Origin of the sequence: Streptosporangium heterodermiicola, from assembly GCF_051390675.1 — a bacterium.
In the GTDB taxonomy this organism is placed as follows: Bacteria; Actinomycetota; Actinomycetes; order Streptosporangiales; family Streptosporangiaceae; genus Streptosporangium.
In genome coordinates, this window is sequence record NZ_JBPJSR010000052.1 from 1 (window position 1) to 15,807 (window position 15,807).

Here is a 15,807-nt window from a genome sequence, read left to right on the forward strand (position 1 = left end):
ATCCCCCGTCGATCCCGGTGGTCTCCAACCTCACCGGCGAACCGGTCACAGACTTCTCCGCCGACTACTGGGTGCGCCACATCCGCGAAGCGGTGCGCTTCGCCGACGGCCTGACCTACCTGCACTCCCACGGAGTACGTACCTTCGTCGAACTGGGACCCGACGGCGTGCTGTCGGCGATGGGTGAGGAGGGATCGTTCCTCCCGGTGCTGCGCAAGGACAGGCAGGAGGCGGAGAGCCTGGTCACCGCACTGGCGAGAGCGTTCGTGGCCGGTGCGGAGGTCGACTGGAAGGCGTACTACGCGGGCAGCGGTGGGAGGCTCGTCGATCTGCCGACGTATCCGTTCGAGCGTGAGCGTTTCTGGTTGTCGTCGTCGGGGTCGGCCGATCTGGCGGGTGCGGGTCTGGGGTCGGCGGATCATCCGTTGCTGGGGGCGGCGGTGTCGCTGGCCGACGGGGACGGGCTGCTGCTGACCGGGCGGCTGTCCCTGGTCGGCCAGCCCTGGCTCGCCGACCACGCCGTCCTGGACACGGTCCTGTTGCCCGGCACCACGTTCGTGGAACTGGCGCTCCGGGCCGGTGAGCAGGTCGGCTGCCGCCGGATCGAGGAACTGACGCTGGAGGCGCCGCTGACGCTGCCCGAGCACGGCGGGATCCAGGTGCAGGTCTCCGTGGGGGCGGACGACGCGGGCCTGCGTACGGTGGCCGTCCACTCCCGGCCGGAGAGCGGTGAGGACGCCTGGGTGCGGCACGCCTCCGGCCTCCTCGGTCCCGGGGTCCTCGAACCGCGCGCCGACCTGGCCGACTGGCCGCCGCCGGGTGCCGAGCCCGTCGATCTCGACGGCTTCTACGACCGGCTGGCCGAGCGGGGATACGCCTACGGGCCCGCGTTCCAGGGACTGCGTGCCGTGTGGCGGCGCGGCGACGAGGTGTACGCCGAGGTCGGGCTGCCCGAGCGGGACCGCGTCGAGGCCGCGAGGTTCGGCGTGCACCCCGCGCTGCTCGACGCCGCCCTGCACGCCGGTGGGGCCGCCGCACCCGAGCGTGTCGAGGAGGTGCGGCTGCCGTTCTCCTGGTCGGAGGTCACGCTCCGGCCCGCGGGGGTGGGCGGCCTGCGCGTGCGGCTGGTACCGACCGGCGCCGACTCCCTGACGCTGGATCTGGCCGACGAGGCCGGCGAACCGGTGGCGTCGATCGGCTCCCTCACTCTGCGGCCGGTCTCCGGGGAACAGCTCCGCGCGCCCGACTCCCTCTTCCGCACGGAGTGGACTCGCGTCACCGGCGAGCGGGAACCCGCCGGGGAAGTCAGGGAAGTCGGTGAAGTCGGGGAAACCGTCTGGGAACCCGCCGCCACGGTGCTGCGCGTCCGCCCGTCGTCGGGCGACATGCCCTCCTCGGCCCGTACGGCGACCCTGGAGGCGCTGGCCGCGATACAGAACCACCTGGCCGACGAACGGCCCGGCCCGCTGGTCATCGTGACGAGCGGCGCGACGGTCGTACGCCCGGACGAGACCGTGGATCCGTCGGCCGCGGCCGTGTGGGGGCTGGTGCGCTCCGCCCAGCTGGAGCATCCCGGGGCGTTCACCCTGCTCGACCTGCCCGAGGGGGACGAACCGCCCGCCGCCCTGCCCCCCGGCGAACCCCAGCTCGCCCTCCGCGGAGGCGCCCTGTACGCGCCGAGGCTGGTCCGGGCGCGCGTGCTCCCCGCCCCGTCCCCCTGGAAGCCCGACGGCCCGGTGCTGGTCACCGGTGGTACGGGGGCGCTGGGCGGCTTGGTGGCCCGTCATCTCGTCACCGAGCATGGGGTGCGTGATCTGCTGCTGGTGAGCAGGCGGGGTCGCGACGCCGACGGGGCCGCCGAACTGGAGGGTGAGCTGGCGGCGCTGGGCGCCCGGGTCACCGTCGCGGCCTGCGACGTGGGTGATCGGGTGGCGTTGCGCGGGTTGCTGGGGGGTCTGGATCGGCCGCTCGGTGCGGTGGTGCACGCGGCGGGTGTCGTCGATGACGGGCTGGTCGGTGGGTTGACGCCGGAGCGTCTTGATCGGGTGCTCGCGCCGAAGGCGGACGCGGCCTGGCATCTGCACGAGCTGACCCGGCAGATGCCGCTGACCGCGTTCGTGTTGTTCTCCTCGGCTTCGGCGACCTTCGGCAACGCGGGGCAGGGCAACTACGCGGCGGCGAACGCGTTCTTGGACGGTCTCGCCGCGCATCGCAGGGCTGAGGGGTTGGTGGGGGTTTCTCTGGGGTGGGGGTTGTGGGAGGAGCGTAGTGGGATCACGGGTGGGTTGGGTGAGGGTGATCTGGCGCGGATGGGCCGGGCGGGGTTCGGTGCGTTGTCCTCGGCGGAGGCGCTGAGACTCCTCGACACCGCCCTGACCGTGGACGACCCGGTCCTGCTCCCGCTGCCGCTCGACCTGACCGCTCTCCGCGCCCAAACCGGTGACGTCCCCACGCTGCTGCGCGACCTGGCGCGTCGACCGGCACGCCGTACGGCGAGGCGGCCGGACACGCTCGTCCGGGGACTGGCCGACCTCCCCGACGCGGAACGGACCGCCGGACTCCTGCAGCTGGTGTCCAGGAACGTCGCCGGAGTGCTGGGCTACACCGGCCCCGTCGACGTTCATCGGGCGTTCGGCGAGCTCGGCTTCGACTCCCTCACCGCGATCGAACTGCGCAACCGGCTCGGCGACGCCGTCGGCACGCGTTTGCCCGCCACGCTCGTCTTCGACTATCCGACCCCGGCGAGCCTGGCCGCCTACCTGGCGAGCGAGCTCTTCGGCACGTCCACGGACGCCCCGGCACCGGCCGCCCCGGTCAGGACCGACGACGATCCGGTGGTCATCGTGGGGATGGCGTGTCGTTTCCCGGGTGGGGTGTCGTCTCCGGAGGAGCTGTGGGAGCTGGTGGCGTCGGGCCGGGACGCGGTGTCGGGGTTTCCGGTGGATCGTGGGTGGGATCTGGAGCGGTTGTTCGACGATGATCCCGATCGTGCGGGTACGTCGTACGCGCGGTCGGGGGCTTTCCTCCATGAGGCGGGGGAGTTCGACGCGGGGTTCTTCGGGATCTCTCCGCGTGAGGCGCTGGCGATGGATCCGCAGCAGCGGTTGTTGCTGGAGACCTCCTGGGAGGCGTTCGAACGGGCCGGGATCGACACGCCCTCGTTGCGCGGCACCGACACCGGGGTCTTCGTCGGGCTGATGTACCACGACTACTCCGCGCGCCTGCTCACCACACCCGCCGATCTGGAAGGGCACATCGGCATCGGCAACTCCGGCAGCGTCGCCTCCGGCCGCCTGGCCTACACGTTCGGCCTGGAAGGACCGGCGGTGACCGTGGACACCGCGTGTTCGTCGTCGCTGGTGGCGTTGCACTGGGCGATGCGGGCGCTGCGGCAGGGGGAGTGCTCGATGGCGCTCGTCGGCGGCGTCGCGGTCATGGCGAAGCCCGACGCCTTCGTCCAGTTCAGCAGGCAACGCGGCCAGGCCCCCGACGGTCGGTGCAAGTCGTTCGCGGGGGCTGCGGATGGTACGGGGTGGGGTGAGGGGGTGGGGGTGCTGGTTGTGGAGCGGTTGTCGGATGCGGTGCGTCATGGTCGTCGGGTGTTGGCGGTGGTGCGGGGTTCGGCGGTGAATCAGGACGGGGCGTCGAACGGGTTGACGGCGCCGAACGGTCCTTCTCAGCAGCGGGTGATCGGGCAGGCGTTGGCGGACGCGGGGGTGGCGGCGTCGGGGGTGGATGTGGTGGAGGGGCATGGGACGGGGACGCGGTTGGGTGATCCGATCGAGGCGCAGGCGTTGATGGCGGCTTACGGTCCGGGGCGTGAGCGTCCGTTGTGGCTGGGGTCGGTGAAGTCGAACATCGGTCATACGCAGGCGGCTGCGGGGGTGGCTGGTGTGATCAAGATGGTGATGGCGATGCGGGCGGGGGTGTTGCCGAAGACGTTGCATGTGGATGAGCCGTCGCCGCATGTGGATTGGTCGTCGGGTGCGGTGTCGTTGTTGACGTCGTCGGTGCCGTGGCCGCAGACGGGTGGGCCGCGCCGGGCGGGGGTGTCGTCGTTCGGGATCAGCGGCACGAACGCGCACGTGATCGTGGAGGAGGCGCCCGCGCAGGAGGAGACCGTCGCTCCCGTTGACGGGATGCCGGTGGTACCGCTGGTCGTGTCGGCGCGGTCGGCGGGGGCGCTGGCCGAGAGCGTGCGCCAGGTGTCGGAAGCGGCCGTGAATCGCGTGGACGTGGGGTGGACGCTGGCCCGGCGCACGGCTTTCGAGCACCGGGCGGTGCTGCTGAACGACGAGGTGATCTCCGGGACGGCCGGTCAGGGTGGGGTCGGGTTCCTGTTCACCGGTCAGGGTGCGCAGCGGGCAGGGATGGGCCGGGAGCTGTATGAGGCGTTCCCGGTGTTCGCGACCGCTTTCGACGAGGTCGACGCTCACTTCGACGGGTCGCTGAAGGAGGTGGTGTTCACCTCCTCGGACGGGGAGCTGGATCGGACGGAGAACGCCCAGATCGCGCTGTTCGCGGTTGAGGTGGCGCTGTTCCGGTTGCTGGAGTCGTGGGGGGTGCGGCCGGATCTCCTGCTGGGGCATTCGATCGGGGAGCTGGCGGCGGCTCATGTGGCCGGGGTGATGTCGCTGGAGGACGCGGCTGCTCTGGTGGTGGCGCGGGGCCGGTTGATGCAGGCACTTCCCGCGGGCGGGGCGATGGTGGCGTTGCAGGCCAGCGAGGCAGAAGTGCTGCCACTTCTCCCCGGCACCGTTTCGGTGGCGGCGGTCAACGGCCCGAACGCCGTCGTCGTCTCCGGCGACGAGAGCGCGGTGACGGAAATATCGGCTCATTTCACCGCTCTGGGGCGTAAGACCCGTCGCCTGCGGGTCAGCCACGCCTTCCACTCACCCCTGATGGAACCGATGCTGGAGGACTTCCGCCGGGTCGCCGAAACCGTGACCTACCGTCCCCCCTCGATCCCGGTGGTCTCCAACCTCACCGGCGAACCGGTCACGGAGTTCTCCGCCGCTTACTGGGTGCGCCACGTCCGCGAAGCGGTGCGGTTCGCCGACGGCCTGACCTACCTGCGGGCTCAGGGAGTGGAGACGTTCGTCGAACTGGGACCCGACGGTGTGCTGTCGGCGCTGGGTGAGGAGGGATCGTTCCTCCCGGTGCTGCGCAAGGACAGGCCAGAGGCGGAAAGCCTGGTCACCGCACTTGCGAGAGCGTTCGTGGCCGGTGCGGAGGTCGACTGGAAGGCGTACTACGCGGGCAGCGGCGGGAGGCTCGTCGACCTGCCGACCTACCCCTTCGAGCACCGGCGCTACTGGCTGGAGGCCACCGCGGGCGGCGGGACGCGGCCTGGCGGGCATCCGCTGCTGGACGTGGTGGTGCCGCTGGCCGACGGTGACGGTGTCGTGCTGACCGGTGAGCTGTCCCGGACGGGACGGCACGGATGGCTGGCGGACCACACGGTCGCCGGGAGCACGGTGGTCCCGGCGACGGTCCTGGTCGAGCTCGCGGCGCACGCCGGTGACCTGGTGGGCTGCGAGCTGCTTGAGGAGCTGAACCTCGAACTCCCGCTGGTCCTCCCCGAGCGCGGTGCCCGCCAGGTGCAGGTGTCCGTGGCCGCGCCGGACGAGCGAGGGCGGCGCGCCCTGACCGCGTACAGCCGCCTCGACGACGAGCCGTGGGCGCGGCACGCGACCGGCACGCTGGCCCCGGCCACCCCGGTGGAACCCGTCGAGCTGTCCGAGTGGCCGCCGAGAGGAGCGGAACCGATCGACGTGGACGCCCTCTACGACGGTCTCGCCTCGGCCGGTCTCGAATACGGTCCGGTGTTCCAGGGGCTGAGGGCTGCTTGGCGGCGGGACGGGGTGCTCTACGCCGAGGTGGCGCTGCCCGCAGAGCGGGACACGACCGGGTTCCGCGTCCATCCGGCCCTGCTCGACGCGTGCCTCCACGTCCTCGCGGCGGACCGGGAGACGGCCGCGCTGCCGTTCTCCTGGCGTGGCGTGCGGCTGAACGGCACGGACGCGACATCCCTGCGCGTACGGATCGACGACGCGGGCGACGCGGGTGTGTCCCTGGCCGTGGCCGGCGACACCGGGCGGACGGTGCTGACGGCCGAGTCCCTTCTCCTGCTGCCACCGGCCATGGACGAGATCGCCATCGCTGGAGCCGCCCGTCGCGACTCGTTGTTCCGGGTGGGGTGGGTGCCGGTGGTGGGTGGTGAGGTGGTGTCGCCGGGTGTGGTGGTGCGGGTCGGTGCGGGTCGTGAGGGGGACGTGGTTTCGGGGGTGCGGGGTGTGTTGGGTGAGGTGTTGGGGGTGGTGCGGGGGTGGGTTGGGGATGGTCGTTCGTCGTCGTCGCGGTTGGTGGTGGTGACGTGTGGTGGGGTGGCGGTGGTGCCGGGTGAGGGGGTGGATCCGGTGGCGGCGGCGGTGTGGGGGTTGATGCGGTCGGTGCAGGCGGAGTATCCGGGGTTGTTCGCGGTGGTCGACGTGGTGCGGGGGGGTGAGGTTCCGGACGGGGTGCCGGTGGGCGAGCCGGGGATGGCGGTGCGTGATGGTGTGTTGTACGCGCCGAGGCTGGTGCGGGCCGGTGCCGCAGGGGCGGCTGGACCGTCCTGGGGTGAGGGGACGGTGCTGGTCACCGGTGGTACGGGGGCGCTGGGCGGCTTGGTGGCCCGTCACCTCGTCACCGAGCACGGCGTGCGAGACCTGCTGCTGGTGAGCAGGGGCGGGGAGAAGGCGCCGGGTGCTTCGGAGCTGGTGGCGGGTTTGGAGGCCTGCGGTGCGAGGGTGGTGGTCGCGGCCTGTGACGTGGGTGATCGAGCGGCGTTGCGTACGCTGCTGCAGGGTCTGGACCGGCCGCTGACCGCCGTGGTGCACGCGGCGGGTGTCGTCGATGACGGGCTGGTCGGTGGGTTGACGCCGGAGCGTCTTGATCGGGTGCTCGCGCCGAAGGCGGACGCCGCCTGGCATCTGCACGAGCTCACCCGGGAGATGCCGCTGACCGCGTTCGTGTTGTTCTCCTCGGCTTCGGCGACCTTCGGCAACGCGGGGCAGGGCAACTACGCGGCGGCGAACGCCTTCCTCGACGGTCTCGCCGCGCATCGCAGAGCCGAGGGGCTGCCCGCCACCTCCCTGGCCTGGGGACTGTGGGAACACGGCATGGGCGCTGGCCTCGGGGAGACCGAACGCGCCCGGTTGGCCCGCTCGGGTGCCGTGCCGCTGACCGAGGCCGAGGCACTCGCCCTCTTCGACGCGGCACTCGCCCTGGACGACCCGGCGCCGCTGCCGGTCCGGCTGGACCTGGCCGCGCTGCGCGTGCGACCGGATGACGTACCTCCGCTGTTGCGCGGCCTGGTACGGCGCGCGGTGCGGCACACCGCCGAGACCCGCGGTGTCCGTCCCCTGGCCGACCGGCTGGCCGGGCTGCCCACGGACGAACGGCGGCGAGTGGTGCTGGACATCGTGCTCGGGCACGTCACCGCGGTGCTGGGCCACGGGGAGACGGAACGGATCGAGGAGGACCGGCCGTTCAGGGAACTCGGCTTCGACTCGCTCATGGGAGTCGAACTCCGTAACAGACTCACCGCTGACAGCGGGCTGACGCTACCGGCCACGCTGGTCTTCGACCATCCGACTCCCGCGGCGATCGCCGAGCTTCTCCACGAGCACCTGTCCGCCAAGGACACCGAGCCGATCGACCAGGTCCTGGCCGTCCTGGAGGGGCTCGGCGCCGACGACCGCCCGGCGGTCGCCGAGCGGCTGCGCGCGCTCCTCGCCGGATGGAAGGACGGTGACGGCGGAGCCGCCGATCTGGCGGACGCGAGCGACGACGACCTTTTCGACCTGGTCGAGAACCTGGGGAGCTGACACCACATGTCGAACGAGCAGCAACTCCGCACCTACCTCAAACGGGCGATCACCGAGGCGCAGGACGCGCAGCGGCGGTTGCGGGAGGTCGAGGAGCAGCACCGCGAGCCCGTCGCGATCGTGGGGATGGCGTGTCGTTTCCCGGGTGGGGTGTCGTCTCCGGAGGAGCTGTGGGAGCTGGTGGCGTCGGGCCGGGACGCGGTGTCGGGGTTTCCGGTGGATCGTGGGTGGGATCTGGAGCGGTTGTTCGACGATGATCCCGATCGTGCGGGTACGTCGTACGCGCGGTCGGGGGCTTTCCTTCATGAGGCGGGGGAGTTCGACGCGGGGTTCTTCGGGATCTCTCCGCGTGAGGCGCTGGCGATGGATCCGCAGCAGCGGTTGCTGCTGGAGACCTCCTGGGAGGCGCTGGAGAACGCCGGTATGGCGCCCACCACCCTCAAGGGCAGCAGGACGGGCGTCTTCACCGGCCTGATGTACCACGACTACCACTCGCGGCTGAAGTCCTTCCCCGAAGAACTCGAAGGCTTCATCGGCAACGGCAACGCGGCCAGCGTCGCCACCGGCCGCGTCGCCTACACGTTCGGTTTCGAGGGCCCCGCCGTCACCATCGACACGGCCTGCTCCTCCTCGCTGGTCGCGCTGCACCTCGCGATCCAGTCACTGAGGCGGGGGGAGTGCTCCCTCGCGCTGGCCGGTGGTGTCACGGTGATGGCCTCCCCTGACACCTTCGTGGAGTTCAGTCGTCAGCGGGGGCTGGCGGCGGATGGTCGGTGTAAGTCGTTCGCGGGGGCTGCGGATGGTACGGGGTGGGGTGAGGGGGTGGGGGTGCTGGTTGTGGAGCGGTTGTCGGATGCGGTGCGTCATGGTCGTCGGGTGTTGGCGGTGGTGCGGGGTTCGGCGGTGAATCAGGACGGGGCGTCGAACGGGTTGACGGCGCCGAACGGTCCTTCTCAGCAGCGGGTGATCGGGCAGGCGTTGGCGGACGCGGGGGTGGCGGCGTCGGGGGTGGATGTGGTGGAGGGGCATGGGACCGGTACCACGCTGGGTGATCCGATCGAGGCGCAGGCGTTGATGGCGGCTTACGGTCCGGGGCGTGAGCGTCCGTTGTGGCTGGGGTCGGTGAAGTCGAACATCGGTCATACGCAGGCGGCTGCGGGGGTGGCTGGTGTGATCAAGATGGTGATGGCGATGCGGGCGGGGGTGTTGCCGAAGACGTTGCATGTGGATGAGCCGTCGCCGCATGTGGATTGGTCGTCGGGTGCGGTGTCGTTGTTGACGTCGTCGGTGCCGTGGCCGCAGACGGGTGGGCCGCGCCGGGCGGGGGTGTCGTCGTTCGGGATCAGTGGCACGAACGCGCATGTGATCGTGGAGGAGGCGCCCGCGCAGGAGGAGACCGTCGCTCCGGTTGAGGACGGCGGGGTGGTGGTGTGGCCGTTGTCGGCGAAGAGCGGGCTGGCGTTGCGCGCGCAGGCCGAGCGGCTGGGTGCGTATGTGAAGACGTCGCAGCTGTCGGCTGTGGATGTGGCGCATTCGCTGGTGGCGGGTCGTGCGGTGTTGGAGCACCGGGCCGTGGTGGTCGGCCGGGGCCGGGATGAGCTGGTGGGGCGGCTGGCGGAGCTGGCGGCGGGGGATGTGTCGGCCGGGGTGGCCGGGCGGGGTGGGCTGGGGTTTTTGTTCACCGGTCAGGGTGCTCAGCGGGCAGGGATGGGCCGGGAGCTGTATGAGGCGTTCCCGGTGTTCGCGACCGCTTTCGACGAGGTCGCCTCCCATGTCGACGGTCACCTCGGGCGGTCGTTGAGGGATCTGGTGTTCGCTTCGTCGGATGGCGAGCTGGATCGAACGATGTTCACGCAGACAGGGTTGTTCGCGATCGAGGTGGCGTTGTTCCGGCTGCTGGAGTCCTGGGGGGTGCGACCGGATCTCCTGCTGGGGCATTCGGTGGGAGAACTAGCGGCCGCCCATGTGGCCGGGGTGATGTCGCTGCAAGACGCGGCCAATCTGGTGGTGGCGCGGGGCCGGTTGATGCAGGCACTTCCTGCGGGCGGAGCCATGGTCGCGTTGCAAGCCACCGAAGCAGAGGTAGTGCCCCTCCTGCCCGGCACCGTCTCGGTGGCGGCGGTCAACGGCCCGAACGCCGTCGTCATCTCCGGCGACGAGGCCGCGGTGACGGAAATATCCGCTCATTTCGCAGCCCTGGGGCGTAAGACCCGTCGCCTGCGGGTCAGCCACGCCTTCCACTCACCCCTGATGGAACCCATGCTGCGGGACTTCCGCCGGGTCGCCGAAACCGTGACCTACCGTCCCCCCTCGATCCCGGTGGTCTCCAACCTCACCGGCGAACCGGTCACAGACTTCTCCGCCGACTACTGGGTGCGCCACGTCCGCGAAGCGGTGCGCTTCGCCGACGGCCTGACCTACCTGCACTCCCAGGGAGTACGTACCTTCGTCGAACTGGGACCCGACGGCGTGCTGTCGGTGATGGGCCAAGACTCCGCAGACGACAGCCTGTTCCTCCCGACACTGCGCAAAGAACGACCCGAAGCGGAAAGCCTGGTCACCGCACTGGCGAGAGCGTTCGTGGCAGGCGCGAAGGTCGACTGGAAGGCGTACCAGGCAGACAACGGCGGGAGGCTCGTCGGCCTGCCGACGTATCCGTTCGAGCGTGAGCGTTTCTGGTTGTTGCCGTCGGGGTCGGCCGATCTGGCGGGTGCGGGTCTGGGGTCGGCGGATCATCCGTTGCTGGGGGCGGCGGTGTCGCTGGCCGACGGGGACGGTTTCCTGCTGACCGGGCGGCTCTCCACCCAGGCGCAGCCCTGGCTCGCCGACCATGCCGTGGCCGGTATGGCGATCCTCCCCGGTGCCGCGTTCGTCGAGCTCGCCGTCCGGGCGGGCGATCACGTCGGATGTGACCGGCTCGACGAACTGACCCTGCACGCCCCGCTCGCCCTCGCCGCCTCCACAGGTGTGCAGGTGCAGATCCTCGTCGGCGCCTCGGACGAGGAGGGACGTCGCACGGTCGGCGTGTACGGATCGCCCTCGGGTGAGGACCACTGGACGCACCACGCCGGCGGCGTACTCTCCTCCAGCGGCCCCGGTGGATCCGGCACGTCCGCCGTACCGGTCGCCGATCTCGGGGTGTGGCCGCCGCCGGGGGCGCGGCCGGTGGACCTGGACGGCTGTTACGAGTCGCTCGCGGACAGGGGGCTGGTCTACGGCGCCGCCTTCCGGAGGCTGCGGGCCGCCTGGCGGGCCGGGGAGACCGTCTATGCGGAAGTGGGCCTGGCGGAGGACGCGGAGGCCGGCCGTTACGGTCTGCACCCCGCGTTGCTCGACGCCGCCCTGCACGCCCTCGCGGCGGTGCACGACACCGCCGGGACCCGGCTGCCGTTCTCCTGGGAGGGGGTGCGTCTGCACGCCTCCGGCGCCTCGGCCCTGCGCGTACGCCTGACGCCCACCGGAGACGGCGCGCTGTCGATGGAGATGGCCGACACCACCGGAGCGCCGGTGGCCTCGGTCGAGACGCTGGTCATGCGGCCCGTCGGAGCCACGGCGTCCGGACCGTCCCCCATCGGCCACGACTCCCTGTACCGGCTCGACTGGCAGGCGATTCCGGCGCCGGGCGACGGCACGCGAACCGGCCCGACCGGCCCGACCGGCCGGATCGTGACGATCGACACCGGCGGGGTCGTGGCGACGGACACCGAGCGGATCATGACGGTCGACGCCGGCCGGGCCGCGACAACAGACGCCGAGCGGACCGCGGCGATCGACGACAGCGGGACCGCGACAGTCGACGGCGTGACGGTCAACGGCGTAACGGGCGACGGCGTGACGGTCGGCGGCGGCTCCGGGGACGACATTCTCGCGGCGACCCGCGCCGCCACCGGCCGGGCTCTCGCCGCCGTACAGGAGTGGCTGGAGCACGACGACCAGGAGCCGCTCGTCGTGGTCACCCGAGGGGCCGTCATGCCCGGAGGACCGGCGGGCGCGGCGGTGTGGGGGCTGATCCGCAGCGCCCAGGCGGAGCATCCCGGCCGGATCACCCTGGTCGACACGGACACCGACGACCCCGGCGCGCTGGCGCGGGCCGTGGCGACCGGTGAGCCGCAGCTCGCCATCCGGGACGGCGAGGTCTACGTGCCCCGCCTGGCCACCCTGGCCTCGTACGACGGATTGCTGCCGCCCGCCGGGGAGGGAAACTGGCGGCTGGACGTCTCGCCCCGCGGCAGCGTCGACAACCTGGTGCTCGCCGCCCACGACGACGTACCGCTCGCCCCGGGACAGGTGCGTATCCAGGTGCGGGCCGCCGGACTCAACTTCCGCGACGTGCTCCTCGCGCTCGGCATGTATCCGGACGACGTGCCGCTCGGCGGCGAAGGCGCGGGCGTCGTCACCGAGATCGGCCCCGGGGTCACCGGTACGGCACCGGGCGACCGGGTGTTCGGCCTGTTCGGCGGGGCGTTCGGCCCAAGTGCGGTCGCCGACCACCGGGTGGTCACGCGTATCCCGGACGGCTGGTCGTTCGAGCAGGCGGCCTCGGTGCCGATCGCCTACCTGACCGCGTACTACGGGCTGGTCGAACTCGCCGGTCTGCGGCTCGGCGAGGCCGTGCTCGTGCACGCCGCCACGGGCGGGGTGGGCACGGCCGCCGTCCAGCTCGCCCGGCACCTCGGCGCGGAGGTGTTCGCCACGGCGGGCCCCGCCAAGCACGACGTCCTGCGCGGGCTGGGCTTCGACGACGCGCACATCGCCTCCTCGCGCACCCTCGACTTCGAACGGCGGTTCCTGGAGGCCACCGGCGGCAGAGGCGTCGACGTCGTGCTGAACTCCCTCGCCGGAGACTTCGTGGACGCCTCGGCGCGGCTGCTCCCGCGCGGCGGCCGGTTCCTGGAGATGGGCAAGACCGACCTCCGCGAACCCGGTGACATCGCGGCCGACTATCTGCCGTTCGACCTCATGCGCGCGGAGCCGGAACTGGTCCGGCGCATGTTCGCCGCCGTGCTCGCCCTCTTCGCGGACGGCGCGCTGAGGCTCCCCCCGATCGACACCTGGGACGTACGGCGGGCACCCGACGCCTTCCGCCTCGTCAGCCGGGCACGGCATGTCGGCAAGGTCGTCCTCACCCTGCCCAGGCCGGTCGGCCCCGACGGCACCGTGCTGGTCACCGGCGGGACGGGGGCGCTCGGCGCCGTGGTGGCGCGGCATCTGGTGGAGGCGTACGGGGTGCGCCACCTGGTGCTGGCGAGCCGGAGCGGCGAGCGGGCGGCGGGCGTGCCGGAGCTGGTGGCGGAGTTGCGGGGGCTGGGGGCCGAGGTCGGCGTGGCCGCCTGCGACGTGGGTGACAGGGAACGGCTGCGGGCGGTGGTCGAGGGGGTCGGCACCGACCTGGTGGGAGTGGTGCACGCCGCGGGGGTCGTCGACGACGGCGTCGTGGGCTCCCTGTCGCGGGAACGGCTGGACGGGGTGCTGCGGGCGAAGGCCGATTCCGCGTGGTACCTGCACGAGCTGACGCGAGATCTGGACCTGTCGTTCTTCGTGCTGTTCTCCTCGGCGTCGGGGACGCTGGGGAGCGCGGGGCAGGGCAACTACGCGGCGGCGAACGCGTTCTTGGACGGTCTCGCCGCGTGTCGCAGGGCTGAGGGGTTGGTGGGGGTTTCTCTGGGGTGGGGGTTGTGGGAGGAGCGTAGTGGGATCACGGGTGGGTTGGGTGAGGGGGATCTGGCGCGGATGGGGCGGGCGGGGTTCGGCGCGTTGTCCTCGGCGGAGGCGCTGAGACTCCTCGACACCGCCCTGACCGTGGACGAGCCGGTCCTGTTGCCGACGAAGCTGAACCTGAACGCCCTGCGGAACCGCGCCGACGACGTCCCCGCGATGCTGCGCGGCCTGGTGAGGGCCCCCGAGCGCAGGGTGGCGAGGCGGGCGGACCCGGGCACCACGTTCGCCGCGACCCTGGCCGCCATGGCCGAGCCGGAGCGCGGGCGCGCCCTCCTCGACGTGGTACGCAAGAACGTCGCGGCGGTGCTCGGCCACTCCTCCCCGGAGGCGGTCGGCGTCGACAGCGGGTTCAAGGATCTCGGGTTCGACTCCCTGACGGCCGTGGAGTTCCGCAACCGGCTGGGCGCCGCCGTCGGCACGCGGCTGCCCGCCACGCTGATCTTCGACTACCCGACACCATCCGGCCTGGCCGCCTTCCTCCGCGAGGAACTGCTGGGCACGACCTCGCCCCCGGCCACGGCTCCGGCCCCGGTCTCAGCCCGTCCGGTGGACGACGATCCGATCGTCATCGTCGGCATGGCCTGCCGCCTTCCCGGCGGAGTCACCTCTCCGGAGGAGCTGTGGGAACTGGTGGCCTCGGGCCGGGACGCGGTTTCGGACTTCCCCACCGGCCGGGGCTGGAGCCTGGACGCGCTCTTCGACGACGACCCCGATCGTGCGGGTACGTCGTACGCGCGGTCGGGGGCTTTCCTCCATGAGGCGGGGGAGTTCGACGCGGGGTTCTTCGGGATCTCTCCGCGTGAGGCGCTGGCGATGGATCCGCAGCAGCGGTTGTTGCTGGAGACCTCCTGGGAGGCGTTCGAACGGGCCGGGATCGACCCCTCGTCCCTGCGCGGCACCGACACCGGGGTCTTCGTCGGCGGCATGTACCAGGAGTACGGCCCCCGCTACGACCAGGCGGACAAGGGATCGGACGGCTACCTGCTGACCGGCGGTGCGACGAGTGTGATGTCGGGACGTCTCGCCTACACGTTCGGCCTGGAGGGAGCGGCGGTGACGGTGGACACGGCGTGTTCGTCGTCGCTGGTGGCGTTGCACTGGGCGATGCGGGCGCTGCGGCAGGGGGAGTGCTCGATGGCGCTCGTCGGCGGCGTGACGGTGATGGCCTCCCCCGGCATGTTCGTGGAGTTCAGTCGTCAGCGGGGGCTGGCGGCGGATGGTCGGTGTAAGTCGTTCGCGGGGGCTGCGGATGGTACGGGGTGGGGTGAGGGGGTGGGGGTGCTGGTTGTGGAGCGGTTGTCCGATGCCCTGCGCAATGGTCGTCGGGTGTTGGCGGTGGTGCGGGGTTCGGCGGTGAATCAGGACGGGGCGTCGAACGGGTTGACGGCGCCGAACGGTCCCTCTCAGCAGCGGGTGATCGGGCAGGCGTTGGCGGACGCGGGGGTGGCGGCGTCGGGGGTGGATGTGGTGGAGGGGCATGGGACGGGGACGCGGTTGGGTGATCCGATCGAGGCGCAGGCGTTGATGGCGGCTTACGGGCAGGACCGTGAGCGTCCGTTGTGGCTGGGGTCGGTGAAGTCGAACATCGGTCATACGCAGGCGGCCGCCGGGGTGGCTGGTGTGATCAAGATGGTGATGGCGATGCGGGCGGGGGTGTTGCCGAAGACATTGCATGTGGACGAGCCGTCGCCGCATGTGGATTGGTCGTCGGGTGCGGTGTCGTTGTTGACGTCGTCGGTGCCGTGGCCGCAGACGGGTGGGCCGCGCCGGGCTGGGGTGTCGTCGTTCGGGATCAGTGGTACGAACGCGCATGTGATCGTGGAGGAGGCGCCCGCGCAGGAGGAGACCGTCGCTCCGGTTGAGGACGGTGGGGTGGTGGTGTGGCCGTTGTCGGCCAAGAGCGGGTCGGCGTTGCGGTTTCAGGCCGAGCGGCTGGGTGCGTATGTGAAGACGTCGCAGCTGTCGGCTGTGGATGTGGCGCATTCGCTGGTGGCGGGTCGTGCGGTGCTGGAACACCGGGCCGTGGTGGTCGGCCGGAGCCGAGATGAGCTGGTGAGTCGGCTGGCGGAACTGACTACTGGAGATGTGTCGACCGGGGTGATCTCTGGGACGGCCGGTCAGGGTGGGGTCGGGTTCCTGTTCACGGGTCAGGGTGCTCAGCGGGCAGGGATGGGCCGGGAGTTGTACGAGGCGTTTTCGGTGTTCGCGACCGCTTTCG

Annotated in this window: 2 protein-coding genes; both read left to right on the forward strand. The window is 71.6% G+C overall.

Going from position 1 to position 15,807, the window contains the following annotated elements; translation table 11 throughout:
• Window positions 1-17: 17 nt before the first annotated feature.
• Window positions 18-7,871: an SDR family NAD(P)-dependent oxidoreductase gene (locus ACSC1Q_RS42615; protein ID WP_436764446.1), complete on the forward strand. Its 7,854-nt coding sequence runs from the start codon at window positions 18-20 to the stop codon at window positions 7,869-7,871.
• 6 nt (window positions 7,872-7,877) lie between these two features.
• The coding region (locus ACSC1Q_RS42620; protein ID WP_436764447.1) for an SDR family NAD(P)-dependent oxidoreductase at window positions 7,878-15,807 on the forward strand (7,930 nt) is incomplete at its 3' end.